This is a genomic window from Nocardia sp. NPDC003269 (assembly GCF_042888005.1).
Lineage (GTDB): Bacteria > Actinomycetota > Actinomycetes > Mycobacteriales > Mycobacteriaceae > Nocardia.
In genome coordinates this window covers 206661-230880 of the sequence record NZ_JBIAPA010000003.1, presented here as the reverse complement: position 1 = coordinate 230880, position 24220 = coordinate 206661, and the positions used below count along the sequence as shown (strand labels likewise).

24 protein-coding genes and 2 pseudogenes are annotated in these 24220 nt (G+C 69.5%); 14 read left to right on the top strand and 12 right to left on the bottom strand.

Annotation, left to right across the window (positions count from 1 at the left end):
- Positions 1-5: 5 nt before the first annotated feature.
- The gene (locus ACFYWJ_RS21040) at positions 6-1223 is read right to left on the bottom strand and encodes a helix-turn-helix domain-containing protein (RefSeq protein ID WP_355272511.1); all 1218 of its coding nucleotides are present in this window, start codon (positions 1221-1223) and stop codon (positions 6-8) included.
- 398 nt (positions 1224-1621) lie between these two features.
- Here ACFYWJ_RS21040 and ACFYWJ_RS21035 point away from each other — a divergent pair, with 398 nt between their 5' ends.
- Positions 1622-3301 carry an alpha/beta fold hydrolase gene (locus ACFYWJ_RS21035; protein ID WP_355272513.1) on the top strand — a complete coding sequence of 560 codons (1680 nt, stop codon included), beginning with the start codon at positions 1622-1624 and terminating at the stop codon, positions 3299-3301.
- A 236-nt stretch (positions 3302-3537) separates the two neighbouring features.
- Here the strand turns inward: ACFYWJ_RS21035 and ACFYWJ_RS21030 are convergent, their stop codons facing one another.
- Positions 3538-3933 carry a hypothetical protein gene (locus ACFYWJ_RS21030; protein WP_355272515.1) on the bottom strand — a complete coding sequence of 132 codons (396 nt, stop codon included), beginning with the start codon at positions 3931-3933 and terminating at the stop codon, positions 3538-3540.
- A gap of 59 nt (positions 3934-3992) precedes the next feature.
- On the opposite strand from ACFYWJ_RS21030, the gene ACFYWJ_RS21025 reads away from it, so the two are divergent.
- Positions 3993-4454 (top strand): MarR family winged helix-turn-helix transcriptional regulator, encoded by a 462-nt coding sequence (locus ACFYWJ_RS21025; protein WP_355272516.1) that lies wholly within the window; start codon positions 3993-3995, stop codon positions 4452-4454.
- Positions 4455-4464: 10 nt separating this feature from the next.
- Here the strand turns inward: ACFYWJ_RS21025 and ACFYWJ_RS21020 are convergent, their stop codons facing one another.
- Positions 4465-5088, bottom strand: coding sequence for a TetR family transcriptional regulator (locus ACFYWJ_RS21020; RefSeq protein WP_355272518.1), 624 nt, complete (start codon positions 5086-5088; stop codon positions 4465-4467).
- A gap of 75 nt (positions 5089-5163) precedes the next feature.
- Here ACFYWJ_RS21020 and ACFYWJ_RS21015 point away from each other — a divergent pair, with 75 nt between their 5' ends.
- Complete coding sequence (locus ACFYWJ_RS21015) at positions 5164-6375, top strand: oxygenase MpaB family protein (RefSeq protein ID WP_355272519.1); 1212 nt, start codon at positions 5164-5166, stop codon at positions 6373-6375.
- Between the two features lie 39 nt (positions 6376-6414).
- Here ACFYWJ_RS21015 and ACFYWJ_RS21010 read toward each other — a convergent pair whose 3' ends face one another.
- The 4 genes from ACFYWJ_RS21010 to ACFYWJ_RS20995 all read right to left on the bottom strand — a co-directional run bounded on the left by ACFYWJ_RS21010 (position 6415) and on the right by ACFYWJ_RS20995 (position 9594).
- Positions 6415-7686 (bottom strand): helix-turn-helix domain-containing protein, encoded by a 1272-nt coding sequence (locus tag ACFYWJ_RS21010; protein ID WP_355272521.1) that lies wholly within the window; start codon positions 7684-7686, stop codon positions 6415-6417.
- A gap of 235 nt (positions 7687-7921) precedes the next feature.
- Entirely contained in the window at positions 7922-8089 is a 168-nt protein-coding gene (locus ACFYWJ_RS21005; RefSeq protein WP_355272523.1) for a hypothetical protein, read from the bottom strand.
- 139 nt (positions 8090-8228) lie between these two features.
- Entirely contained in the window at positions 8229-8978 is a 750-nt protein-coding gene (locus ACFYWJ_RS21000) for a helix-turn-helix transcriptional regulator (protein WP_355272525.1), read from the bottom strand.
- Positions 8979-8997: 19 nt separating this feature from the next.
- A complete protein-coding gene (locus tag ACFYWJ_RS20995; RefSeq protein ID WP_355272527.1) occupies positions 8998-9594 on the bottom strand; it encodes a TetR/AcrR family transcriptional regulator in 597 nt (198 codons plus the stop codon).
- A gap of 83 nt (positions 9595-9677) precedes the next feature.
- On the opposite strand from ACFYWJ_RS20995, the gene ACFYWJ_RS20990 reads away from it, so the two are divergent.
- The 7 genes and pseudogenes from ACFYWJ_RS20990 to ACFYWJ_RS20960 form a co-directional block, all read left to right on the top strand.
- Entirely contained in the window at positions 9678-10793 is a 1116-nt protein-coding gene (locus tag ACFYWJ_RS20990) for a cytochrome P450 (RefSeq protein WP_355272529.1), read from the top strand.
- A 14-nt stretch (positions 10794-10807) separates the two neighbouring features.
- The gene (locus tag ACFYWJ_RS20985) at positions 10808-11935 is read left to right on the top strand and encodes a cytochrome P450 (RefSeq protein WP_355272531.1); all 1128 of its coding nucleotides are present in this window, start codon (positions 10808-10810) and stop codon (positions 11933-11935) included.
- 70 nt (positions 11936-12005) lie between these two features.
- Entirely contained in the window at positions 12006-12797 is a 792-nt protein-coding gene (locus ACFYWJ_RS20980; protein WP_355272533.1) for an alpha/beta fold hydrolase, read from the top strand.
- A gap of 112 nt (positions 12798-12909) precedes the next feature.
- Complete coding sequence (locus ACFYWJ_RS20975) at positions 12910-13872, top strand: hypothetical protein (RefSeq protein ID WP_355272535.1); 963 nt, start codon at positions 12910-12912, stop codon at positions 13870-13872.
- On the top strand, positions 13869-14630 hold the full coding sequence (locus ACFYWJ_RS20970; RefSeq protein ID WP_355272536.1) for an SDR family oxidoreductase: 762 nt from the start codon (positions 13869-13871) through the stop codon (positions 14628-14630). Before ACFYWJ_RS20975 ends, ACFYWJ_RS20970 begins: the two co-directional genes overlap by 4 nt.
- Positions 14631-14764: 134 nt before the next feature.
- Positions 14765-15315 (top strand): annotated as a pseudogene (locus tag ACFYWJ_RS20965) (class I SAM-dependent methyltransferase).
- 131 nt (positions 15316-15446) lie between these two features.
- Positions 15447-15719, top strand: a pseudogene (locus tag ACFYWJ_RS20960) (prenyltransferase); the annotation flags it as partial.
- A gap of 33 nt (positions 15720-15752) precedes the next feature.
- On the opposite strand, the gene ACFYWJ_RS20955 reads toward ACFYWJ_RS20960, so the two are convergent.
- A complete protein-coding gene (locus ACFYWJ_RS20955; protein ID WP_355272537.1) occupies positions 15753-16409 on the bottom strand; it encodes a class I SAM-dependent methyltransferase in 657 nt (218 codons plus the stop codon).
- 85 nt (positions 16410-16494) lie between these two features.
- Here ACFYWJ_RS20955 and ACFYWJ_RS20950 point away from each other — a divergent pair, with 85 nt between their 5' ends.
- Positions 16495-16641 carry a DUF1059 domain-containing protein gene (locus ACFYWJ_RS20950; RefSeq protein WP_355272539.1) on the top strand — a complete coding sequence of 49 codons (147 nt, stop codon included), beginning with the start codon at positions 16495-16497 and terminating at the stop codon, positions 16639-16641.
- A gap of 210 nt (positions 16642-16851) precedes the next feature.
- On the opposite strand, the gene ACFYWJ_RS20945 is transcribed toward ACFYWJ_RS20950, so the two are convergent.
- Positions 16852-17175 (bottom strand): DUF4333 domain-containing protein, encoded by a 324-nt coding sequence (locus ACFYWJ_RS20945; RefSeq protein ID WP_355272541.1) that lies wholly within the window; start codon positions 17173-17175, stop codon positions 16852-16854.
- A gap of 201 nt (positions 17176-17376) precedes the next feature.
- Here ACFYWJ_RS20945 and ACFYWJ_RS20940 point away from each other — a divergent pair, with 201 nt between their 5' ends.
- A complete protein-coding gene (locus tag ACFYWJ_RS20940) occupies positions 17377-18438 on the top strand; it encodes an acyl-CoA desaturase (RefSeq protein ID WP_355272542.1) in 1062 nt (353 codons plus the stop codon).
- Here the strand turns inward: ACFYWJ_RS20940 and ACFYWJ_RS20935 are convergent.
- Positions 18426-19328, bottom strand: coding sequence for a hypothetical protein (locus ACFYWJ_RS20935; protein WP_355272544.1), 903 nt, complete (start codon positions 19326-19328; stop codon positions 18426-18428). The genes ACFYWJ_RS20940 and ACFYWJ_RS20935 overlap by 13 nt on opposite strands.
- A gap of 356 nt (positions 19329-19684) precedes the next feature.
- Here ACFYWJ_RS20935 and ACFYWJ_RS20930 point away from each other — a divergent pair, with 356 nt between their 5' ends.
- Positions 19685-21337, top strand: a complete 1653-nt coding sequence (locus ACFYWJ_RS20930) for an ABC-F family ATP-binding cassette domain-containing protein (RefSeq protein WP_355272546.1) — start codon at positions 19685-19687, stop codon at positions 21335-21337.
- Positions 21338-21360: 23 nt separating this feature from the next.
- On the opposite strand, the gene ACFYWJ_RS20925 is transcribed toward ACFYWJ_RS20930, so the two are convergent.
- Positions 21361-22143: an SDR family oxidoreductase gene (locus ACFYWJ_RS20925; RefSeq protein ID WP_355272548.1), complete on the bottom strand. Its 783-nt coding sequence runs from the start codon at positions 22141-22143 to the stop codon at positions 21361-21363.
- A 96-nt stretch (positions 22144-22239) separates the two neighbouring features.
- Here ACFYWJ_RS20925 and ACFYWJ_RS20920 point away from each other — a divergent pair, with 96 nt between their 5' ends.
- Positions 22240-22875 (top strand): TetR family transcriptional regulator, encoded by a 636-nt coding sequence (locus ACFYWJ_RS20920; RefSeq protein WP_355272550.1) that lies wholly within the window; start codon positions 22240-22242, stop codon positions 22873-22875.
- Positions 22876-22886: 11 nt separating this feature from the next.
- On the opposite strand, the gene ACFYWJ_RS20915 is transcribed toward ACFYWJ_RS20920, so the two are convergent.
- On the bottom strand, positions 22887-24095 hold the full coding sequence (locus ACFYWJ_RS20915; RefSeq protein ID WP_355272552.1) for an alpha/beta fold hydrolase: 1209 nt from the start codon (positions 24093-24095) through the stop codon (positions 22887-22889).
- Positions 24096-24220 lie beyond the last annotated feature (125 nt).

The following is a 24220-nucleotide window of genomic DNA, read 5'->3' as shown; positions in this document are numbered from 1 at the left end:
CTCCTTCAGGCCGTCGCCGGGATGGGCTGGCCGAACTCGGGGAACATCCGGATCGCTTGCAACGCGGTGGTGAGGTCACCCAGATTCCGTGGGTCGTCGAGCGAGCCGCCCAGATGCTGTTCCAGTCGATGGATGCGGCCGCGCACGGTGTTCTCGTGGCAGTAGAGCAGACGGCCCGTCTCGGCGGCCGAGCCGCGCGCCTGGATCCACGCGGTCGCCGTCGCCAGCAACGTGGTCCGTTCGTAGTCGGACAGGGCGAGGACACCGCCCAGCACCCGCAGGACGAATCGCCGGGTGGTGTCCCGGTCGCGGACGAGCAGGTCGATATTCGGCTCGTCGGCCAGCTGGCGAACGGATGCCGCACCGGGAGACAGCGTTTCGAGGGCCACGTGCGCGAGCCGCAGTGCCCGGGCCGCGCCGTCGAGCCGAGCGAACACCGGACTCACCCCGATCCGGCCGATGGCCACCTTTCGCACCGCGGCGAGTACCTCCTCCGGATCACGGCGCCTGCCCAGGGAGAGGACGCCGATCTCGTGATCCGGTTGTGAACGCCACGCCGAACCGACATCGAGCTGCCGCAGGCGGTCCTCGAGATGCGGCAGCGGCGCCGAATTGCCGTCCACCGCCTCCGTGACGAGCACGAGGAACGTCCCGTCGTAGGGCAGATCGAGCAGCCGCGCGACCTCCCAGGTGCTGTGCGACCCCGAGCCGGGGCCGTCGAGGATCGCGGAGAGGAGACCGGACCGGCGCCGGTCGGCGGTGATCATCCGTTCGCTCATCGCTTCCCGATACGCCTCGGTCACCGCCAGCGAGACGTCGTCGGCGATCTCCCAGATCGTCGTGGCCGTGTCGAGGAGCGCGTCCACCGTCCGCTGCCCCGAGCTCCGTGCCGCGCCGAGCAGCCGCCGCCACAGGAAGGCGAAGCCGAGGCGGTAGGCCCGCAGCACTTCCGGCAGCGGCATGTCCTGTTCCGCGCGGGCGCGGCCGGTCTCCCGGGGCGCCGACAGCTCGATCGCCCGATCGCCGCTCAACCGACCGAGGATCTGATTCATATTGGCTATCAGCGAGCTCTTCAGCTCACGACGATCGACGATGCACTCCAGGCGATAGACCTCGATCCGATCGACGATCCGGACGAGGAGCTGGTCGGCCAGCACATCGATCCGTTCCAGCAGGCCGGCCGCGAGTTTCGCCACCGAGGGAGCGGGACTGAGGGTGGACACCACGACAGGCTATCGACGACCGCACCGTTGCGCCGAAGCGAAACGGCGGACTGTGGGCGCCGACACGCTGCCCGCCGATTTCCTGTCGGCGCCGACATTGGCAGGCACTACCGAGTGCGCCACTGTGGGATCACGCGTTCGGCACGGTGGCCGCACTGGGATGCGGGTCATCATGCGTTCGCCGCCGAAGCCGACTGCCACACCCACTCCTCGATCGATAACCGCCGCGCCCTCGGATCACTGCGGGAGATCCACGCGGACCCATCGACAACACGCTGCGCGAGCCGACTCGCGCGGCCGTCCAGGAGTGGAGACGACATCATCACCATCGGCAGGAATCCACAGGATGCCGCTCATCGGGTCGTCGGCGGCGACCACGCTGGATCGGAGGGACTCCGATGACGAGCACTCCGGAAGACACCACGGTTCCGCTCGACCAGATACTGGCCCGCGCCGCGTTCGGGTCGGCCGGTCGCTGGCTGCCCGGCAGCTCGGGTGCGCGTCTGCTCGACGCGCTGGCCCAGCACCCGGACCGGGTCAAGGCCCGGATCGGCGGACTCGTCGACGAACTCGGCCGGATCGCGAAGGGCACCTCCGAAGTCACACCGCAGCGCGGCGACCGCCGCTTCACCGACCCCGCATGGTCGGAGAATCCCCTGTTGAAACGCGTCGTCCAGGCCTATCTGGCCGCCACCGACACCGCCGAAGGCCTGCTGCGGGACGCACCGCTGGAGTGGCAGGACGCCGAGCGGCTGAAGTTCGTGGTGTCCAACATCGCCGAAGCCCTGTCCCCCAGTAACAATCCGCTCATCAGCCCGGTCGCGTGGAAGGCGTTGTTCGAGTCCGGAGGCGCCAATACGATCGCGGGCCCGCTCAACCTCGTGCGCGATATCGCCAGCGCCCCGCGCATCCCGTCGATGGTCGAGCCGGACGCCTTCCGGGTGGGCGCCGACCTCGCGGTGACGCCGGGCGCTGTCGTATACCGCGCGCCGATGTTCGAGCTCATCCAGTACCTGCCCCAGACCGAGACCGTGCACGCGGTGCCGCTGCTGATCGTCCCACCGACGATCAACAAGTACTACGTGCTCGATCTCGCGCCCGGCCGCAGCCTGATCGAGTACCTGGTCAAGCAAGGGCACCAGGTGTTCGTGGTGTCCTGGCTCAATCCCGACGAACGGCACAGCGAGTGGGGCATCGATGCCTACGCCGACGCGGCGATCGATGCGTTCTCGGTGGTCGACCGGATCATCGGGGCCGGCTCCGTCCATGTCATGGCCGCCTGCTCCGGTGGCCTGATCACCAGTTTGGCGGCGGCCCATCGGGCCGCGATCGGGCGCATCGGCGCACTCGCGAGCCTGACCCTGCTGGTCACGATGATCGATCAGCGCCGGGCCGGTGTCGCCGGATCGCTGGTCGACGAAGGCGTCGCGCGGGCGGCGATCGCGCGCTCGGCGAGCAAGGGCTATCTCGACGGTCGCCATCTCGCGGAGGTCTTCGCCTGGCTGCGCCCGTCGGATCTGGTCTGGAACTACTGGGTCAACAACTATCTGCAGGGCAAGACCCCGCCGAAATTCGACATCCTGTTCTGGAATGCCGACACCACGCGCATGCCTGCCGCCCTGCATCGCGACTTCATCGAAGCCGCGGTGCACAACAAGCTCGCCACCCCCGGGGCGGTCACCGTGCTCGGCACACCCGTCGACCTCGGTGAGATCGCTGTCGACTCCTATGTCGTTGCCGGCTCGGCGGACCACATCTGCCCCTGGGCCAACTGCTATCGCAGCTCCCAATTGCTCGGGGGGAACGTACGTTTCGTCCTGTCGACCAACGGCCACATCGCCGCGCTGGTCAATCCCCCCGGCAACCGCAAGTCGAGCTACCAGGTGTCGGACGACACTTCGCTCGATGCCGCGGAGTGGCGCGGCGCCGCGACCACCGCACAGGGGTCGTGGTGGCCGGACTACGCCGCCTGGCTCGCCGACCGTTCCGGACCACGGATCTCCCCGTCACCGCTGCTCGGCAACACCGAGTTCGCACCCCTCGGTGTCGCCCCCGGCACCTACGTGATGGCCCGGTAGCACCCCGGTCCGAGCGCGAGTTCGTCCGCGCTCGGGCCGACCGGCGCCGGTCAGCGAGCACCCTGATAAACTCGATATCGAGTCGAGTTCGTAACCAGCGAACGCTGGAAGGAGTGAGGGAATGGTTGTCGCGATCGAGATCCTCGTCATCGCCTGCGCCGTCATGATCACGTGGTTCGCGGGCTACGTGATCTATCGCCTCGTCACCGAGGAACCCAACCGCTGACCACGAGCCGTCAGATCGCCGGACGTGCGGCGGCCGGACGCGTGCGCACCGCCACCACCCCGATCAGGATCAGCACGGCGAGCGTGTCGAAGACCGTGCTGAACAGCGGCGCGTCCGGCCGCGTCGCCGGATCCGACAGTGTCAGCACGAGATTCGTCGTCTTCGTGACGATCGCAGCCAGGGCGACAGGCACCCGCACCGACGGCACGAACGCCGCCCAGACCAGCGCGGCACCCAGCACCAGCTGCATCATGCCGCGGTGCCGGAGCAGGGCTTCCTCCATCGGGGCCAGCTGGGTGAGCCCGTAATACTCCAGGGCCACCGGCGTCACCAGGGCGAGCACCGGCGTCATCGTGATCAGGCCGAGGACTACGAGGACGATCTTGACGGCACGGGAATCAGACATTCGACACGCTCCAATCATCAGTGGTACTGACGATCAGCGTACGTGACTAGAGTGGGCTGATGCGAGAGACGAATCCGGTGGCACGGATCACCCAGGCGCCGCTGTTCCTGTTGTTCCGGGTCGGCGACGCGGCGCGCGAGGCCGTCGAGCAGGCGCTGGATCGTTACGACTTGCGCGGCAAGGACTTCCGCGTGCTCGCCTATGCCGCGACGGGCACGCACTCGCAGCAGGATCTGGCCCGATCGACGGGCCTGGACCGGACGACCATGGTCGCCGTCGTCGACCGCCTCGAGCGCACCGGCATGGCCACCCGCGAACGCGGCGCCGACCGGCGCAGGCACGTGGTCGTCCCGACCGCGCAAGGCCTACGCACCCTCACCGAGGCCTTCGCCGACCTTGAGCGCACGCAGGCCGACTTCCTGGCCGCCCTCAGCCCGGCGACACAGCAGGCCATGGACACCGCGCTCACCCAGCTGTTCACCGCGCACGATCCGTCCTGCCGCCCGCGGCCCGACGCCTGACGGGCTGTTGTCAGCGCCCCCTGCGCGCCACCGCGAGGGCGAGTTCGGTACAGAGCGTGGCCAATTCGACACTCGACTGGCGGGGGTCGCGCAGCCAGGCGTCGATGAGCTGATTGATCCCACCGACGACGAAGAGCGCTTCCTGGCGCCGGCTCTCCGGAGTCGCGGGGGCGTCGAGGAACTCCGCGCTGTACTGCACGACGAGATCGGTGATGATGCCGACGGAGCGGGCCCGAAGCTCTTCGAGGCCCGCGGTGCCGTGGGTGTCGCTGGTGAGGATGCGGTGGATCCGCGGGTCGTCGGCGATGGCGTCGAGGAACGCCGTCAAAGCCCGCAGCAGTTTGTCCCGCAGGCCGTCAGCCTGGGCCTGACTGGCCTCGACCAGGGTGGCGGCCAGCTCTTCGTGCACCTGCTCGGCGACGGCGAGCACCAGCGCGTCCCTGGTGGCGAACTGCTCGTAGAAGTAGCGCGGCGTCAATCCGGAGGCGGCACAGACGCGACGCACCGTGACCTCGGTCAGCCCGGCCTCGCCCCAGACCTGCCGACCCGCGGCGAGGAGCTTGTCGCGGCGTTCGTCCCGGCGATTCGCCGCGCTCATGCCCCGATAGGGCCGGACCACCTCCGCACGCGCCATTGACAGCACTTTAGCAGGCGGCCTACTTTGGATATCAGTCGTTATCCAGTTTACGTCGCTCAACGAGGAGTGCCGATGCGTACCGTTCCCACCCGACACCCCGACCGCCCCCACCGCACCCCGGTGATCGTCGGCGGGTTCGCGGCCACCCTGGGTGTCCACGGCCCCGACGCGGACCAGTGGCGCCGCCTCGGCGAGGGACTGCTCGTCGGTGACGAGCCGATGGATCAGCTGGTGGAGTGGATGGTCACCGCGGGCAGCAAGCAGATGCGCCCGCTGTTCGACCGGGCGCTCACCCACGGCATCGCCGCCGTGCCGGACGCGCCGGAACCGCTGCGCGCGTTCTTCGCCGAGGTCGAGGCGGTGCCGGCGTGGGTCGATCACGACAAGCTCGCGCGCGGGGCCAAGGTGCTGCTCAGCAGCGGGGCCGACGGTATGTACATCGCGCGCGACGTCGCCATGCTCGGCGGCTACCAGTTCTCCGGCTTCAACAAGACACTGCTGCGCACGGGCGCCCTGGAGAAGGGCTCCAATCAGCGCTGGGCCGAGACCATGCAGTGGGCGATGGACGTCCTGTCCGAGGACGGGCTCGCGCCGCTCGGCCTCGGCTATCGCTCCACCATCCGGGTGCGGCTCATCCACGCCTTCGTGCGTCGCCACGTGGCCGCGATGCCGGATTGGCAGGCCGAGGACTGGGGGATGCCGATCAATCAGACCGATATGGCGGCCACGCTGGTCGGCGCCTTCATCGCACCGGCGATCGGCGCGCTGGGGATGGGCGTGCTGCTCACACCGTCCGAAGCCGACGACCTCGCGCACCTGGTCCGCTATGTCGGCAGCCTGCTCGGCGTCGAGGAGCAGTGGCTGCCGCAGTCGTTCCGCGACGGCGTGCGCGTCCTGGTGCACACGCTCTCGGCCCTGGCCGACCCGGACGAGTCGACCCGCCAGCTGGCGGTGCCGATGTCGCGAGATCCGCTGTCGTGGAACTACGACCGGCTGCCCGCCGTGCGCCGCCGCCTCGCCTACGCCCAGCACCTGTCGGTGACGGGGACCTTCCTCGGCCGCCGCACGATGCGCGCACTGGGCCTGCCGACGGTGGTGATTCCCTGGTATCCGGCGCTCCGGATCCCCACCAATCTCGTCCGCTCCGCCACCCGGGTACTGCCCGGCGGACTGGACCGGGCCGCGACGCGCGGTGCGCGGGAACAGGATCGATTCATGCGCACGCTGGTCGGCGCCCGCCCGGCGATCGGCGCCTCCGCCGCCCAACTCACCCACGCCGCCTAGCCGCCCGGCCTCACCGTCCCGACGACGGAACCGGGTGGATCACCCTGCGCGCGAGCGGGTTTCGTCGTCGGGATGGCCGTCTTCCGGCTTACCCATTCCACGGTGCGCGCGGATCAGCAGGGCCGCGCGCAGGTAGCACAGTCCCGTGACATCGTTCAGGTCGAAACCGGTCAGCTGCCCGATGCGCTTCAATCGGTAGTCGACGGTATTCGTGTGGACGAACAACTCGCGCGCGGTATTCGTCCGGCGCAGATTCGACGCGATGTACACCTCGAGCGTGCGGAGCAATTCCGGATGGGCCTCGAGGGAATCGACGACCGAACTCAGATAATCACGCGCCGCACCCTCGCGCGTCAGCTGATATTCGAAAGCCAATTCGTGCGGGCGGTACACCTTGCTCGGACCACCGAGCCGGTGCACTATTTCGACCAGTTCGTGGACCTGCTCGGCGGCGCGCGGAATGTCGGCCGGCGCCGCGGGCGTCGTCACCGCGCGCACCGGCACCTGCGCCGCCGCGGACAATCCGATGACCAGCTCGTCGAGCTCGTGTTCGGAGAACTCCACCGTGGGCAGCAGCAGCGTGCCGCCGTCGACGCTGAGCAGCGACAGCACCTTGCCGACACAGCGATTGGCCAGCTCGGCCTGCACGCGCCGCAACTTGCGCCGGGCGACCACATTCGCATCGAGCGCCGGGTCGAATTCCTCGGCGTGCGGCGGCAGCGCCAGGGCGATCACGTGGTATCGATCGGCGATCTCGATCCCGCATTCCCTGGCCATCGTGGAGGTGCTCTGCCCGCCGAGCAGGGCCGAGGTCAGGGTGTGCACGGCGGTGTGGTGCTCGCTGACGACCGACCGAAGTTCCCGCACATAGGCCGCCGAGACGGCGGCGGTGATCGTGCTCTGGACATCGGTCAGCCGCCGGGCCACGCCGACGACGGTCGCGTGGTCGTGGTTGTTCACATTGGCGGTCACCAGGTCGAAACCGAGTTTGAAGCCCTCGTGCACCGCGTTGTGGATGGTGTCGATCGGAATGCCCTCGCGCGCCCAGCCCGCGGCCGCCGCCTGGATCCGCTCCAGACGCCCGGGGAGGTCGCGGCCGTCGAGCACACCGCCGGTCAGTTCCAGGCACACCCGCGTCACCGTGGTGACGTCACCGTCGAGGACTTCGGTGGGCAACGTCGCGCAAGGCGCCACGTTCTCGATGAAATGGCCCACCATCTGGCGGGATATCGCCCGCACATCCTTCAGCGGGGTCGATACCGGACGGCCCGCTGCGGTCAAGAACGGTGTGAGGGATGCTGAGCCAGCCATGATGAATCCTTCCCACCCAGACAACTGGGCAAGCTCCCAACTTACCGCGTAGAACAAACCGCCACGTCGGGTTCGCTTGTGACAGGCGGTAAGGGAATACCGGAATGTTTAGGGATTCCCCCAACGGCACCGGCGCGCGAACCCGCCGTCCGGCGGTGATGAAACCTGACGGGACCGCGCAATCCCGCTCCTTACGGACGGTTCCACCACCACCGGAGACATTCCGGCTAGCGGATCACAAGCACAAGCTCACCTCGAGCGGACCGACCGGCAGGGGCAGGCACACCTCGACCGACCCCGCCACCGGAGCCGGGGCCGCCGCGGTGGCGGTTCCCGCACCCAGGGCGCAGGCGGACAACGCCAGCACAGCGACGGCGAGCGGACGGGCAGTTCTGGAATTCATACAGTCAACCTCGATTGCATTCTTTCTGATCGCCCCCATCTCGGGGACATCTCGATCAGATCACAGGCAGATCGCGGCGGGTTCACTTCGCGGGAGTTCTTGATTTTCTCCGTAGAATTCGGGAAATCGTCATGGATACCTACAAGTCGACCAAACCCACCAGCAGCAGCCGATTCGGGTGCGGCAGTGGGGTACTGAACTGCTGGACCCGTATTCCGAAGGGCTGACCGGTCTTTCGGTTCCGCAGCCGGACGGCGGGGTCGCGCCGGTCCAGATACACCCGGCCCGCGCGCCAGAGTCGCTGGAAGTCGGGCTGGCCGCCCAGCTCGCTCAGCAGGTTCCGCAGGTCGTCGCGGTCGCCGACGCGCCCGGCGTAGCCGCGGAAGCAGCCGGTGATCACGGTCGCCTCGCGTTCCCACTCCTCGATCACCAGGCGGGCCCGCGGATCGGTGAACAGCCAGCGCAGCAGGTTGCCCTTGGCCAGCAACCCCGGCAGGGCCGCGTCGAAGGCGGCATTGGCGCCGATCACGTCCCAGCCGCCGTTCAGCACGGCCGCCAGATGCGGGCTCATGGCGTCCACGGTGGTGCGCAGTTCCGGCTCGAGATGCCGGGGATGCGCGGCGGCGGGACGCCGGAACCGTTGCTGCGCCAGGTGATACAGGTGCGCGCGCTCGTCGCCGTCGAGGGCGAAGACCTCGGCGAGCGCGTCGAGCACCGACGGACTGGGATTGCTCGCACCGCCCTGCTCGATCTTGGCGATGTAGCCGACACTGGAGTGGATGGCCGTGGCCAGCTGCTGGCGACTCATGCCGCGCGGTCGGTCCGGACCGGTCGCGCGCCGATGGGCGCGGACGAAGTCGGCGAGTGTCGGCACCCCTGGCCCGTGCATGATCCTCCTCTGGTCCGGCTCACTCTCGCGCGGCCGCACCGTCTTTCGCAATCTCGATCAGTGCCAGCGCGGCCCGCCCGATGCGCGCGGCGGCGCCCTCGGGATCGGGGCGGCCCACGTCCAGCCAGGCGATGACGGCGTCCAGGATGAAGCCGGGAATCACCTGTGTCGCCCAGTCCTGCCAGGGCCCCTCCGGGATCGTCTGGGTGAGATACCGCTGCGCGACCACGGTCGAATAGCCGCGCACCAGATCGGTGATGTCGCGAAAGTCCGGCTCCTGCACCGCATGCCGGAACAGCAGCCGGAAGGCGTCGGGATCGGCGGTCGCGGCGGCGAGCAGCGCGGGCAGGCTGGAGCCGCCGGGGTGCTCGGTCCCCATGGTGTCGCCGAGCCGGGTGTAGGCCCGCTCGAGCACCGCCCGGAACAGGTCGGCCTTGGACGCGAAGTGCCGGTACAGGATGACGTGGGTGATGCCCGCCTCGGCCGCGATCTGTTCGAGGCTGGTCGCGCCGAATCCGTTGCGCGCCAATACCCGCGTGGCCGCTTCGAGGATCTGCTCACGCCGTTCGGCGCGCGGCATGCGACGGCTCGGCGCGGGTGTGCTGCTGGCGGCCACGGACCTACCTCCTTGTTCAAGTCGAATGGTACAACTTCTTATGTTTAACTTCGCTTGTACAAGCGAACATATAGGAGTGAGTGATGACCACCGACGCACCCCAGCTCGCCTGCCCGATCCAGCGGGTCCAGACCCTCACCGGTGATCCGGCCTGGCAGGTCTGCGGCTACGACCGGGTCAAGAAGCTGTTCACCGACCCCCGGCTCGGCCGTTCGCATCCGACGCCGGAGACCGCCGCCCGGACCACCGCCTCACCGTTCTTCGGCGCTCCCCTGGGCAATTTCGAGACCGAACCCGCCGACAACGCCCGGATGCGGGAGTTGCTCAACCCGTTCTTCGCCCCGCGCGCGATGCGAGCCCTGCAACCCCAGGTGGAGGCCTACACCACCGAGCTGCTGGACGAGATGGCGGCCAACGGCTCGCCCGCCGATCTGCACGAGGCGCTGGCGGTACCGCTGCCGCTGCTGGTGATCAGCGAACTGCTCGGGGTGCCCTACGACGACCGCGGCATGATCCGGGAGTGGACCGCCGGTCTGTTCGACAAGTACGACGCCGCGAAGGCTTCACGGGCCGGCGCGGAATGGTTCCTGTACTGCAAGGAACTCGTCGAGCGCAAGCGCAAGGAGCCCGGTCCGGGCGTGCTGTCGAAGCTGTGCGAGGTCGAGGACATCAGCGACGACGTGATCGCCACCCTCGCGCTGGGCCTGCTGCTGGCCGGGCACGAGACCTCGGTGGTCGAGATCGGTTTGGGCACACTGGCACTGCTGCGCCAGCCGGATCAGTGGCAGCTGCTGGTGCGGCGACCGGAACTGGTGCCCCAGGCGGTCGAGGAACTGCTCCGGGTGCACAAGTCGACCGGATTCGCCCGTTACGCGCGCACCGATCTGGTGATCGAGGGCGTCGAGGTGAAGACCGGGGAACTCCTGCTGCTCGATGTGGATTCGGCCAATCACGATCCGACCGTCTACACCGATTCGCGCAAGGTCGACATCCTGCGCCAGCAGGGCGCGCACCTCGGTTTCGGCTATGGCCCGCGCTACTGCCTGGGCGCGCCGCTGGCCCGGGTCGAGCTGCAAGCGGTGTTCGGGCAACTGACGCAGCGCTTCCCGACCCTCCGGTTGGACGCGGACCCGGAGACTCTGCCCCGGCGCGACGATGTCGCGACCAGCGGCCTGCTCGCCCTGCCGGTGGCCTGGTGAGAAAGGAGTCCGCGATGACCACGGAGTCGACCTCCGCCCGGTGCCCCGTCACCACGACCCTGCACCGGACCACCACCGCGCTCGGCCATGAGGGCTGGGTCGCCACCGGTCACGCCCAGGTCCGCAAGCTCTACGCCGATCCCCGGCTGGGCCGCGCCCATCCCACTCCCGAGACCGCCGCGCGCGCCTCGGACTCGATGTTCTTCGGCGGACCGATGGGCAACTTCGACACCGAGCCGGCCGATCAAGCGCGCCTGCGGGAGCTGGTGGTGCCGTACTTCTCCCCGCGGCGCATGCGCGATCTCACGCCCCGGATCGAGGAGCTCACCACCGCCCTGTTCGACGAGATGGCCGCCACCGGCTCACCCGCCGACCTGCACACCGCCGTGGCGGTGCCGCTGCCGCTGCTGGTCATCTGCGAGCTGCTCGGCGTGCCCTACGAGGATCGCGACCAGTTCCGTACCTGGACCGAGGGCCTGTCCGAGCAGGTCGACACCGTGAAGGTGCAGGAGGGCGTGGCCGGGCTGTTCGCCTACTTCCTGACCTTGATCGAGCGGAAGAAGGCCACCGGCGGCGACGATGTCCTCGCCCGGCTGTGCGCCCGGGGCGACCTGGGCGATCACGGCATCGCGATGCTGGGTCTGGGGCTGCTGTTCGGCGGGCACGAGACGACCGTCGTGGAGATCGGTCTCGGGGTGAAGCGCCTGCTGGAGAACCCGGAGCAATGGCAGGCGCTGGTGCGCGATCCGGACCTGGTACCGACCGCGATCGAGGAACTGCTGCGCGTCGCGCCGATGCCCCGGATTCCCCGGTACGCCCGCGACGACGCCGAACTCGACGGGTGCCCGGTCCGCAGGGGGGACCTGGTGCTGCTGGACCTGGACTCCGCCAATCACGATCCGGCGGTCTTCCCCGATCCGGACCGGTTCGACGTGACCCGCACCGGCGCGGCGCACGTCACCTTCGGCCACGGGCTGCGGCACTGCGTCGGCGCACCGCTGGCCCGGATCGAACTGCAGACCGTCTTCCGGCAGCTCGTGACCCGGTTCCCGACTCTGGAACTGGCGGTGGATCCGTCCGAAATATCATTGCGCACAACCACTTTCACCGGCGGCGTGCGGGAGTTACCCGTGCGGTGGTGACCGGCGGCCGACCGGGCTCTTGTTAGGCTGCGACCCCCAGGGGGTCGCACGACTGACAGGAGCCACGGTTGTGCCGTACGCGATCTCCGCGGGCGCGAAAGTCCACTTCGTCGACAGCGGCGGCGACGGTCCCGCGCTGATCCTCGGCCATTCCTTCCTGATGGACCACGAGATGTTCGACGACCAGCTGGCCGCGCTCGCGCCGGAGTACCGGGTCGTGGCGGTGGACGCGCGCTGCCACGGGCTGACCGAGAGCCCCGACACCGTCTTCAGTTTCTGGGATCTGGCCCGCGACGCCTGGGCGGTCGCCGACCATCTCGGGCTGGACCGGGTGGTGGCCGGCGGCGTGGGGCAGGGTGGTTTCATCGCGCTGCGCATGGCGTTGCTCAGTCCGCCACGGGTGGCGGGGCTCGCCCTCGTCGGCACCTCGGCGCGGGAGTTCTCCGAGCCGCAGCGGGTCGGGTTCCGGCAGGTCACCGACGCCTGGGTGGGGACGAGCCCGCTCGCGGCCATCGCGAAGATGATCGCGGGGCTGGTGATCGGCAACGATCGCACCGATCATCAACGGTGGCTGGACAAATGGCTCAGTGGTGACCGCCGCCGGGTCGCGCCCGCCGCCGACGCCCTGGTCAATGTCGACTCGATCGCGGACCTGCTCGGCGACATCGACTGTCCCGCGCTGCTCGTGCGCGGCGCCTCCGACCCGGCGTTCGCCGCGGAGGCGATGACCGCCCTGGCCGAGGGCCTGGGCGGGCCGGTGCGGTTCCACACCGTGGCGGGCGCGGAGCACACCGTCAACCTCACCCACGCGGACGAATTCCACGAACTGCTCCGCGATTTCCTCGCCGAGCTGCGCCCCTGAACCCGCGCGGTAGTACTACTCGCCAGGGGTACCACCGGCCGGGAGGCGGCTGAGAGGTGGTCCGGCGGCGCTCTTGCCGGTGCCCCGGCCCGCTTGCTGTATTCGATGGGTGATGAGGTTTGCTTACTTGTTCGGCGGTCAGGTCAGTGCGACGCCGGAGACGATCGACGAATTCTGCCGAACCTGCCCGGCGGTGGAGAAGGCCTACGACGAGGCGGCCGAGTGCACCGGATTGTCCGTGGACATCCTGCGCGGCCGGCATCCGGACGCGGAACTGCTCGGCACGCCCGAGGACCGGCACAGCATCGGCGCCCTACGACAGGCCGCGCTGAATCTGGGCCTGGCCGACGATCTCTCCGCCCGGGGTGTGGAGGTGGTGGCGACGGGCGGCCTGAGCCTGGGAGCGTTGATCAGCACCTGTGTGGCCGGGGCGGTGCAGCGGCACGAACTGTTCGGGATGCTGCGCCATCGACGACTGGTGCCGAGACCGGACGATATCGCGGCCCAGGGCATGGCGCTGCTGTCGGTGCCGATCGAGGACGTGCCCGAGCGCTACTACGGGCAGGCACGACCCGGGCTGTACCTGGCCGTCGACACCGGACCCATCGACGGCGTGAACCGCTCCTTCGTGCTGTCGGGATACACCGCGGCGCTGCGCGAGCTCCACGCGGAGATCGAGGCCGCGGCCGACGCCCGGCACATGTTCGTGCTGGACGCATACCAGGGCGCGTTCCACTCCCCCTTGCAGCAGTACGCCGCCGATTTCATGCGGGAGTTCGTGAGCGGCATGACTTTTCAGGATCCGCGCATCCCGGTGTGCTCCCCGGTGTCGCAGCGCAGTCTCACCACGGCGGCCGAGGTGCGGGATTTCGTGTGGCACAACAATCTGCTGCCCGCCCGCTACGAGCCGATCATCCAGGAAATGGACCGGCTCGACGTCCGGGGCGGGCTGGTGGTCGGCCCGGGGCTGCCGCCGCCCGCCGTCCAGCCGTTCCCGGTGGACGTGGTCGCCGAACCTGGCGATCTCGACCGGCTGCCCGCGTCCGGACCGGTCGCGATCGTGGAGGCCCGGTGAATCGCCTCGCCGGGCGCCGCGCGCTCGTCACCGGCGCCGGCTCGGGCATCGGCCAGGCCATCGTCGCGCGCCTGCTCGCGGAGGGCGCGGTGGTGACCGGGGTGGGGCGCACCGCCGCGGCGCTGGCGAAGACCCGGCAGCTGGCGGCCGATCACGGTGCGGCCGAACGGTTCAGCTACGAGATCCTCGATGTCACCGACGACGTCGCGGTCGCGGAGGTGGTGCCGAGACTGTCCGCCGACGGGCTCGACGTCCTCGTCAACGCCGCCGGGATCATCCGGCTGTCCCATCTGCACGAGACCGGCATCGAGCTGTGGAACACCGTGCTCGGCACCAACCTCACCGGCCCCTTCCTGGTCACCCGTGCCGCGCTCCCCGCGCTGCTGGAGAGCGAACACGCGGTAGTGGTCAACATCAGTTCCAGCGCGGCCACCTATGCCGCGCCTTACCGCGCCGCGTACGCCGCGAGTAAGGGTGGGCTGGAATCGTTCACCCGCACACTGGCTTTGGAGTACAGCAAGCACGGCCTGCGCGCGGTGTGCGTCTCACCGGGCGGCATCGAGACACCGATGACCTACAGCCTCACCGATGTTCCGGCCGATATCGACGCCGGGCTGCTGAGCAAGATGGCCCCGGCCATCGGACCACTGCTCGGCTCGCCCGAGATGGTGGCGGGTGTGGTGGCGATGGCGGCCTCCGACGACGCGGCGTTCATCACCGGCACCACCATCCAGGTGGACGGGGGCGCGCACATCTGAGGCTGTCGCCTATGGGACCCGCAGGATACGCAGGGCGGCGCGCTCGATGCGGTCGGCGACCTTCTCGTAGGACGCTTGGCCATGTCGGCGCGGACCAGCGGTCGAGGCCATGACCAGCCCCACCCGGAGGATCCATGCTGACCGTCGACTTCGATCGCTTGGGCGTCGGACCCGGTTCCGGGTGATCGAAGTCGGCTGCGGGGCCGGACGGCACGCGGTCCAGGCCTACCGTCGCGGCGCCGACGTGGTGGCCTTCGACCAGAACACGGACGACCTGGCGCAGTTGGACGCCATGTTCGAGGCCATGGCCGCAGTGGGTGCGGCGCCCGGTACGCCAAGACCGAGACCGTGCGCGGCGACGCGCTCGACCTACCCTACGGCGACGGCGAGTTCGACGTGGTGATCGCCTCGGCGATCCTCGAGCACGTTCCCGCCGACGACCGCGCGATCGCCGAGCTCGCCCGGATCGTGAAACCCGGTGGCGCGCGGGCTGCGCTACGTCCACCAAGAGTGCGCGGTCGGCGTGCGCGACGACAACAACGCGCTGGTACGCGCCTGACACCGGCTGTTGGTGTGGGACATGATGTCGATGCCCGCGCTCACCCGCACCGCCGAACGCCTGCTCAACCCGCTCGTCGGCAAGTCCGTCGCCCTCTACTTCACGAAGCCGGCGGTGCGCCGGTGACCCCGGCCCTCTCCGCCGTCCCGGGGTCGTCTCGGCGCGGCCACACCGCCGACACCATCACCGCCGCACAGGAACCCGACGGGGTGATCTCCTGGTTCACCGGCGGGCACACCGATCCGTGGGACCACGTGCGGATCGCGCGGCGGCGGGAGGAGTTCGTCGACTCGGATCTCGGCATCCGCTGGGTAGCCGAGGCGCCCTGGGTCACCGGTGCCGAGACCTGCCAACCGGTCCTCGCCCTCGGCGCGATCGGCGACACCGCCACGGCGACCGAGCTTTTCACCGCGATGCAGCACCTGCGCGATCCCGACGGATCCTATCGGACCGGCCTGGTGTGCACCGACGGCAAGCGCCGGCCGGAGGAACGCACCACGTGGACCGCGGCCGCCGTCGACGCCCTGAGCCGCCAACGGCATCCTCCGCGACGCCGTCGACCGCTAGCCGCACGCGGCGACGCGCTGCAGGATGCGCAGCGACCCGGTCACCGAGAGCTCGCGGAACTTGCCGCTGTCGAGCGCACGTCGGTAGATGCCGAACGGGGCCTGCCCGCCGTCGGCGGGGTCGGGGAAGACGTCGTGGATCGCCAGGAGCCCACCGCCCGCGATCCAATGCACCCAGTTGTCGTAGTCGCGCCGGGCGGCCTCCTCGGTGTGGCCACCGTCGATGAAGAGCATGGTCAGCGGCGTACGCCAGAGGCGCGCGGCGGCGGTGGAGGACCCGATGATCGCGGTGACTGTGTCGGTCAGGCCGGCCCGCACCATGGTGCGCCGGAACGCCGTCACGGTATCGAAGACACCGGTCTCGGGGTCGACCAGACTCGTGTCGTGGTACTCCCAGCCCGGTTGGTGCTCCTCCGAGCCACGGTGATGATCGACGGTGACGACGGTCGCGCCGGTCGCACGGGCCGCGGCGCCCAGATAGATCGCCGACTTGCCACAGTAGGTACCGATTTCCAGAATGGTTCCCGTCCCCGCGTAGTCGCGGGCGGCGGCGTAGAGCGCGCGCCCCTCGTCTGCCGGCATGAATCCGGTGACCTGGTCGGCGAGCGCGAACAGCGCACCGGCCTCGGCGGAGATCTCGTCTACGGGTCCCATGACTCACGCTAACACAGCAATTGGAATACACTCCGGACTACCGTCCAGCAGATCGCCGGACAGTGACCGGCACAGGAGACACGTGATGAAGACTCGCCTCAACTGCCCCTGCGGTACCCAGATCAACGCCGACAACGAGGACGACCTGGTCGCCCAGACCCAGGCGCACCTGGCCGCGAACCACCCCGATCACGACTACACGCGCGACGAGATCCTCTTCATCGCCTACTGACCACGCTACTTCGCGGTCGGCAGAGAGTTCTGCAGTCTGCCCACCTCGGTGATCGTCCAGCCCGCGTTCCGCTCGATGGTCAGCGACCAGGTGACGGTGATCGGATCTGGGTCGCCGAGACCATCTCCCGCTCCCCCAGCGGCAAACCCGACTACCGCTGGGCGAGCGACTACGTCGCGGGGCGCGCCGCCGACCACGCGGCGGACTGAGCTAGTTGGGCGTGTCGGCGACCTCGATGTCGAACTTCGTGTTGTCGCCCTCGACCGAGGTGACCGTCACCTTCACGTCGTAGGTGGCGCCCTGCTCGGTGAGCGTGCAGGTCATCGTCGCGCCCTTCTCGGCCTTCAGGTCCTCGGGGCAGGTGACCTGGTCCGGGGTCTCGCCCACCTGGTTCGCGAGCTGGGTGCTGATCTGCTCGGCCACCGCCTCCTTGTCGACGGTGGCGGTGCCGACCGAAACCGAACATCCGGCGGATACCGCTGCCGCCGACAGCAGTGCCGCGAGGACGGCGGGAACAGTACGCGGTGCCCTCATGATCGAACCTCACTCATGCCGAGGGAAAAGCGGGTTAGCTGCAAAGTTACTCCCGGATCCCCCGTCCGGGAGGAAATTCGGGGGCGACGTTGTCGAACTGTGCAATTTCGCGGCACGGGCCGAAAGATCACTCCGCAGTCCTATTCGTTGTCATACCGCAGGATTACGAGAGGCGAGAATTCCGCCGATAACTTCGGGATCATGACGACGTCCTCCCTGGTTCCCGCCTCCTCTCCACCGGCACCGCGGCGCGGCGCCGACGGTGACTACGCCCGCCTGCTGCGCCGCATTTCCGAGGCCGGGCTGATGCGCCGTCGGCCCGGCTACTACGCCGTCCGGCTCGGCCTCGTCGGGACCGCTTTCGTCGGCGGATGGGCGGCGTTCTTCCTCGTCGGTGATTCCTGGTGGACCCTGCTGGTCGCCGTCTTCCTGGCCGTGGCTTTCGCGCAGATCGCGTTGGTCATGCACGATGTCGCCCATCGCCAGGTCTTCCGGCTGCGGCAGCCGACGGAAGTGATGGGCCGCATCGTCGGCAATGCCGGTATCGGTCTCGGCTACGGCTGGTGGCAGGACAAGCACACCCGCCATCACGCCAATCCCAATCACGAGGAACTCGACCCCGATGTCGCGCCCGACATTCTGGTCTGGTCACAGCAGCAGGCACGCTCCAGCCGCGGTCTGCCCCGCCTCATCGGCCGGGCGCAGGCATTCCTGTTCTTTCCGCTGCTCCTGCTGGAGGGCTTGAATCTTCACGTGGCCGGCGTGCGCGCGCTCGCGAATCGATCGATGAAGCACCGCGTGGTGGAGGGTGCGCTGCTATTCGGCCATTTCGCCGGGTACGCGACCGCGGTCTTCGCGGTGCTGCCCGCCGACAAAGCCATCGCCTTCATCGCCGTGCACCAGGGACTTTTCGGCCTGTACATGGGCTGCATCTTCGCCCCGAACCACAAGGGCATGCCGACCCTGACCGGCGACGATCGTCCGGACTTTCTCCGTCGTCAGGTCCTGACCTCCCGCAACGTGCGTGGTGGCCTCGTGACCGACCTCGCGCTCGGCGGGCTCAACTATCAGATCGAGCATCATCTGTTCCCGAGTATGCCGACCCCGAATCTGGGTCGCGCCCAGGTGATCGTCCGGGACTACTGCGCGGAAATCGGCGTCCCGTACCACGAGACAGGGCTGGTCGCGTCCTACCGGGAGGCGCTCGTCCACCTGCATCGCGTCGGCGCGCCCCTGCGCGAACCCGACCGTCAGCCGAAGTAGCCCGCGTAGTCGCGGTACGGCACCTGGCCGGTGGGGCTCGCCTTGATCGCCTCGGCCACCTGCGGCGGGATCGGGGCCCAGTAGGCGGGCATCCCGGCCGCCAGCGTGGGGTTCAGGATGTAGATCAGGGCGAAGTTCACGATCCACAGTGGCGGCGCCATGGACATGCCGACCTCGGCGCTGACACCGCCCTTCGTGTTGGTCACCAGCTGCGCGGCGCCCGACATCTGCTGTGCCGCAAATCCATACGCGGCCTGGACCGTGTAGGCCGAGCGGTAGAGCGCGGTCAGGCTGTGGAGCGCGCCGTTGTCCCGCAACCAGTTGCCGACGAAACCGCCGGGCGCGATGAGGGTGTTCACCTGCCGGGTCGGTGCGTCGGCGTTGGCCGGGCTCTCCAGCAATCCGCTGGGGTTGACGTACAGTCCGTAGCTGCCCAGCACCGAGGTCACGCTCTGCCCGTCGATCTCGGAGTAGACGGGGCGGCCGACGGTATTGGTGAGGATCTCGACGCAGGCGACGATCACCGCGGCCGCGTCGAGGTTCCCGCCGACGCCGCCCCCGGACGTGAGGTCGAGATACTGCTGCTCGCTCAGCGCGTCGGCCCTGTTCAGACCGATCTGGCCAGCGATCGTGTCGGCCCACTCCTGGCCGAGTGGCTGATTGAGCTGGTCCGGACTCGTCAGCTGCGTCGGCGCGACGTATTCGTAGGCGGGCGCTCCGGAGAAGGGAATCGAGAAGCCGGTACCGTCGCCGTTTGCCACCGGTTGCCCGGAGACCGTCTGAGTCCCCGCGACCGCGAGGAGGCACGCACCGATCAGTGCCACTATCAGGCGGAACCCGTGCCCGACAGCCGACCGCCGCGCCGGGCCCGCCCACGATGTGCTGCGCATTTCTACCCCTCAGACATTGTCGAACGAGGTGAAACCAGCTTCCTGGTCAGTCAAAGCCGTGGTCGCCACCGTGTCAACCCTGAGGCAGCCGCTCCCGGCTCGACAATGCCGAGAAGTTGCCGTCACCCGGGTTCTGCGGTGACTGGGGCGCCGTCGATATTCCGTTGCCGACGCCTCGCCGCCGCCGCTAGGGTCGATCCCATGTGTGGCACCGCGATGATGAAGCCCTGGTCGTTCCGCTGACGGCGGCGACCGGACCTTTCTGACACCCCTTCTTCCGCCGCCGTCCGAGCAGTCCTGCCGGGCGGTGTCTCCTGTGCCCTGCCCGGCTCCTTCCTCGAACGACGGAGCCCTCCATGTCGAATTCCCCCGCGCCACGCCGCGGATCCGCCGACGACCTGCCCGCGGGCGCGAGCGCGCACATCAGGGCGATCGGTGTCCATCACACCCTCGGTGATCGTGCGGTCCTGACCGATACCTCGATCACCGTGGCCGCCCGGTCACGGCTGGCGATCGTCGGCGAGAACGGCCGCGGCAAATCCACCCTCCTGCACATCCTGGCCGGGCTGATCCGGCCCGACGCCGGATCCGTCACCCGGGTGGGCACCCTCGGGATCGCCCGCCAGTCCATTCCCTGCCGAGCCGGGGAGACCGTCGGCACGCTGGTCGCGGAGACGATCGGCCCCGCGTTGCGGGCGCTGCGGGCCCTCGACGCGGCGACTCTCGCCCTCACCGACGGCGGGCCGGGCGCCGATGACGCCTACGCCGACGCGCTCGACGCCGCCACCCGGCTCGACGCCTGGGACGCCGAACGCCGCGTCGATATCGCCCTGGCCGCCCTCGGCGCGTGCACCGACCGGGACCGCGCGCTCGCGACGCTGTCGGTGGGCCAACGCGCGCGCGTCCGGTTGGCCTGTCTGCTCGGCGCGGCGCCGGACATCATGCTGCTCGACGAGCCGACGAACCACCTCGACCGCGCCGGTCTCGAGTTCCTCACCGAACGGCTGCGCACCCATCCCGGTGGGGTGGCCGTGGTGAGCCACGACCGGGCGCTGCTTCGCGACGTCGGCACCGAGTTCCTCGACCTCGACCCCAGCCTCGACGGCCGACCGCGGCTGTTCAGCGGCGGCTACGCGGGCTGGCAGGACGGCAGGAATCGGGCACGGGCGCACTGGGAGCAGGAGTACGCCGACCAGACGGCCGAGCACGCGCGCCTGCGCGAGGCGGTCGCCGAGGCCCGTGATCGGCTCAGCACCGGGTGGCGCCCGGAGAAGGGACACGGCAGGCACGAGCGCCAGTCCCGGGCGCCCGGCCTGGTCCAGGCGCTGAACCGGCGCAGGGACGCACTGGCGGCACACGCGGTCACCGTGCCGGAACCTCCACTGCGCCTGCGCTTTCCGGAACCGCAGGTGCGGCCGGGAGCCGCGCTGGTGCACGCGCGGGGTGTCACGGTGGCGGGCCGCCTCGACGTGCCCGCGACGGTGTCGGTGGTGACCGGCGAGCGGCTGCTGGTGACCGGGGCCAACGGGGCAGGCAAATCGACGCTGCTGGCCGTCCTCGCCGGTCGGCTCGACCCGACCGGTGGCGCGGTCGACCGGCGGCCGACGGCCCGGATCGCGCTGATCGGCCAGGAGGTTCCCGCATGGGACCCCGCGCTGACGGCCCAGCAGCTCTACGACCGCCACCTCGGCGCGCTCGACGACGCCGAGCCGGTACCCCTCGCCGCCACCGGGCTGCTCGAGCGGCGAGCACGGCACACTCCGGTGGGCAGGCTCTCGCAGGGGCAGCAGCGCCGACTCCAGCTCGCCGTCCACCTCGCCGCCCGCCCGGAACTGCTGCTGTGCGACGAGCCGACCAATCACCTGTCGGCCACGCTCGTCGACGACCTCACCGCCGCCCTCACCGGCACGGGCGCGGCGGTGGTGATTGCGACCCACGACCGGCAGCTCCGCGCCGACCTGGCCGACTGGCCCCGCCTGGAGCTCACCCCGGCGCTGGCCGCCGGGTAGCGCGGGCTGTCAGCGGTGAGTGATCAGGTGTGGGCGGCGCCGTCGATCCGGATCTCGGTGCCACTGATGAAGCGGCCGTCGTCGGAGACGAGCATGGCGATCACGCCGGCGACATTCTCCGGACCGGCCAGTTCCTCCGGGTTGTCCTGCGGGACAACGGCGATCAGGCGGCTGAACAGCGACCAGTCGGAGTCCTGCGGGAGGTAGCCGGGCGTGGCGTCGGTGATGCCCGACTTGATGCCGCCGGGGGCCACGCTCACCGCGCGCAGGCCCTGCTTGCCGTACTCGAGGGCCAGCACGTGGGTGAGGGATTGGACGCCGCCCTTGCTCGCGGAGTACGCGGCCATGTACGGATGCGCGAAGGTCGCCGAGGTGGAGCTGAAGTTGACGATGGTGCTGCTGGGGTTGGCGAGCAGGGCGGGCAGGGCCTCGCGGGTCACCAGGAACGTGCCGGTGAGGTTGATGTTGATGATCTGATTCCACAGATCCAGGGACGTCTCGTGGGTATGCGCGGCGCGGAGCACGCCCGCGGCGTTGACGAGAGCGTCGAGCCCACCGAGGGTCTCGACGGCGCTCGCGACACCGGCGACGACATCGGACTCGTCGCCGATGTTCATCTCGAGGGCGGTGAATCGGGTGTCGGTGCCCGCTTCGGCGGCGCGCTTGCCGGTCATCTGCAGGCCCTCGGCATTGACATCGGCACCGACGACGACCGCTCCCTCGGACAACAGGCGGAGCACGGTGGCCTGGCCGATGCCGGATCCCGCTCCGGTAACCAGGATGCGGCGCTGTTCGAGACGGTTCATGAGATCTCTTCCTCGTCGTTCAGGGTGTTTATGGCACAATATGCCAGAAATGACACGATGTGCAAGGAAGTCGCCGATGCTGGGTATAGTGCGCCGGTGACCAGGCAACGGAACCAGGCAGCGACCGCACCGGGGCGGCCTGCGCTCAACGAGATCCGCCGAGCGGCCACCCGGCGCGAGGTGGCCATGGTCGCGGCCCATCTCTTCGCCGAGAACGGCTACGCCGCGACGACCGTCGAGGACATCGCCGCGTCGGCGGGGATGGGGTTGCGGACCTTCTACCGGTACTTCTCCGGCAAGGAGGACGTCGTCGCCCCGCTGCTGGCCATCGGCACCCAGGCCTGGGCCGACGAGCTGGCCGCGTGCCCGCCCGAGTTGTCGCTGCGTGAGGCGCTGAGCCGCTCCTACCGTGCCGCCACCACCGCGGCCCTGGTCGACGCCGACGTCGCCGACAAGCTCCTGCACCCGCTGCTGCGTGCCGCCACCGAACTCCCCGCCCTGCGAGCGACCTGGCTGCGCGTCCAGCAGGACTGCGAAGCCAGCCTGATCCCCATCATCGCGGCCCGCACCGGCCGCTCCCCCGACGACCTCGACGTCGCGCTCGCCGCCGCCATGGCCAATACGGCCGTGCGCCTCGGCACCGAACGGTGGGCCGCCGAAGCCGAGCCCGGCTCGGCCGCCGACGTCGTCGACACCTGTCTGGCCCGCCTCGCCGCCCACGCACTCCTGTAGCGGCGGGTCACTCAGGTGAGCGCTTCGTCGGCGAGGGCGCGGGCCGCCTCTTCGGGCGCGTAGCTCGCCAGTGCGACGACGAGGCTCCTGATCCCCGCCCGCGTGGATCGCGGCAACGGCGCGTGACGGGCCACATCGAGCTCGTTGGCGATCGTCAGCACGGCGAAATCATGCAGTTCAGCGCCCTGGACCAGCCGGGAACCGCCGGTGAATCGGTCGGCTACCGCCAGCGGCTGTCGCCCGAGATCGCGGTAGGTCCGGTCGCGGTCGCAGCCGCCGTAGAGGTACACCAGAGCCTCCGCGTCGTGCCCGATGACGTCCGCGAGGCGCCCTCGATCGGTGGTCGGCAGGAGGGCGGTCGCGAATCCGTCCGTGCCGTAGGACGCGTGGCAGATCGCGGCCAATCGGGTTCGCGGCGCGGCGTTCCACTCGACCACGAGGTCGTGCACTCGATGCAAGTGTGCGTGCAGTGCACCACCGGGATGGTCGATGTTCTCGGCGCCGAGGGCTCGCTGCAGGTCGAACGCGTCCTGCACGACCCCGGCGCCAGCGACCCAGAGGGTGGCCTGCCGTGCGACGATGCGCGCGAGCTCGGTGGGGGCGTCCCGCGCGACGAGATGACCGGCGTCCGGCACCCAGGAGACCGGGACACCGCGATCGGCGAGAAAACTGTCCACTTCCGCGTCGGTCAGCGGCGACCGGCCACCGCGCACGAGCAGGAGGGGCACGTCCGATCCGACGGCTGTCGCGTGCAGCGCGGACCCCGCCGCGAGACAGTCGTCCACGAGCTCGGAATGCCGATCGCGAAGCCCGATCTCGCCGAGCCAGGAACGCACCCGATGCGGATCGGATCTCGGAATCACGTCCACCAGCACCAGCCCGGCCACCCGGCGAGCGATATCCGCTTCGCCGAAAGCGGCGATGGCCGCGAGCCCGCCGACCGAGGCCCCCACCACGACGACCGGCGTCGGCTCGCGCCGCACCATGTCGGCCACATCCTCAGCGAGCACGCGAAGATCTACCGCCTCCCCCGTGCTCTCACCATGACCCCGCAGATCGAAGGCCACCGCCCGGAATCCGGCCGCGGCGACCCGCGACGCGACCGGACCCCACACGCCGCGGTGCTCACCCCCGGCATGGAGAAACAGCACCGTCGGGCCCGCGCCGGTCACGGTGCCCCGCAGGACGGCCCCACCCCGGGTGAAGCTGACGGCGGTCACGGGCGATCCGATCGCTCGATGTCACCGCTGACACCGGACGGCCTCGGATCGCCCTTGCGCACAGCAGAATCAGCCGCATTCATCGATGCTCCTCGCCGACCTCGGGAATGACGGGGTTCCGTCAC

What these genes read in the sequence shown, in the direction of transcription:
- ACFYWJ_RS20945 (WP_355272541.1), bottom strand. Translation starts at nt 17,175, where the DNA reads ATGAGGGCACCGCGTACTGTTCCCGCCGTCCTCGCGGCACTGCTGTCG.
- ACFYWJ_RS20935 (WP_355272544.1), bottom strand. Translation starts at nt 19,328, where the DNA reads ATGCGCAGCACATCGTGGGCGGGCCCGGCGCGGCGGTCGGCTGTCGGG.
- ACFYWJ_RS20975 (WP_355272535.1), top strand. Translation starts at nt 12,910, where the DNA reads ATGAGGTTTGCTTACTTGTTCGGCGGTCAGGTCAGTGCGACGCCGGAG.
- ACFYWJ_RS21020 (WP_355272518.1), bottom strand. Translation starts at nt 5,088, where the DNA reads ATGGCGCGTGCGGAGGTGGTCCGGCCCTATCGGGGCATGAGCGCGGCG.
- ACFYWJ_RS20925 (WP_355272548.1), bottom strand. Translation starts at nt 22,143, where the DNA reads ATGAACCGTCTCGAACAGCGCCGCATCCTGGTTACCGGAGCGGGATCC.
- ACFYWJ_RS21025 (WP_355272516.1), top strand. Translation starts at nt 3,993, where the DNA reads ATGCGAGAGACGAATCCGGTGGCACGGATCACCCAGGCGCCGCTGTTC.
- ACFYWJ_RS20990 (WP_355272529.1), top strand. Translation starts at nt 9,678, where the DNA reads ATGACCACCGACGCACCCCAGCTCGCCTGCCCGATCCAGCGGGTCCAG.
- ACFYWJ_RS21035 (WP_355272513.1), top strand. Translation starts at nt 1,622, where the DNA reads ATGACGAGCACTCCGGAAGACACCACGGTTCCGCTCGACCAGATACTG.
- ACFYWJ_RS20950 (WP_355272539.1), top strand. Translation starts at nt 16,495, where the DNA reads ATGAAGACTCGCCTCAACTGCCCCTGCGGTACCCAGATCAACGCCGAC.
- ACFYWJ_RS21030 (WP_355272515.1), bottom strand. Translation starts at nt 3,933, where the DNA reads ATGTCTGATTCCCGTGCCGTCAAGATCGTCCTCGTAGTCCTCGGCCTG.
- ACFYWJ_RS21015 (WP_355272519.1), top strand. Translation starts at nt 5,164, where the DNA reads ATGCGTACCGTTCCCACCCGACACCCCGACCGCCCCCACCGCACCCCG.
- ACFYWJ_RS21005 (WP_355272523.1), bottom strand. Translation starts at nt 8,089, where the DNA reads ATGAATTCCAGAACTGCCCGTCCGCTCGCCGTCGCTGTGCTGGCGTTG.
- ACFYWJ_RS21010 (WP_355272521.1), bottom strand. Translation starts at nt 7,686, where the DNA reads ATGGCTGGCTCAGCATCCCTCACACCGTTCTTGACCGCAGCGGGCCGT.
- ACFYWJ_RS20985 (WP_355272531.1), top strand. Translation starts at nt 10,808, where the DNA reads ATGACCACGGAGTCGACCTCCGCCCGGTGCCCCGTCACCACGACCCTG.
- ACFYWJ_RS20930 (WP_355272546.1), top strand. Translation starts at nt 19,685, where the DNA reads ATGTCGAATTCCCCCGCGCCACGCCGCGGATCCGCCGACGACCTGCCC.
- ACFYWJ_RS20940 (WP_355272542.1), top strand. Translation starts at nt 17,377, where the DNA reads ATGACGACGTCCTCCCTGGTTCCCGCCTCCTCTCCACCGGCACCGCGG.
- ACFYWJ_RS20955 (WP_355272537.1), bottom strand. Translation starts at nt 16,409, where the DNA reads ATGGGACCCGTAGACGAGATCTCCGCCGAGGCCGGTGCGCTGTTCGCG.
- ACFYWJ_RS21000 (WP_355272525.1), bottom strand. Translation starts at nt 8,978, where the DNA reads ATGCACGGGCCAGGGGTGCCGACACTCGCCGACTTCGTCCGCGCCCAT.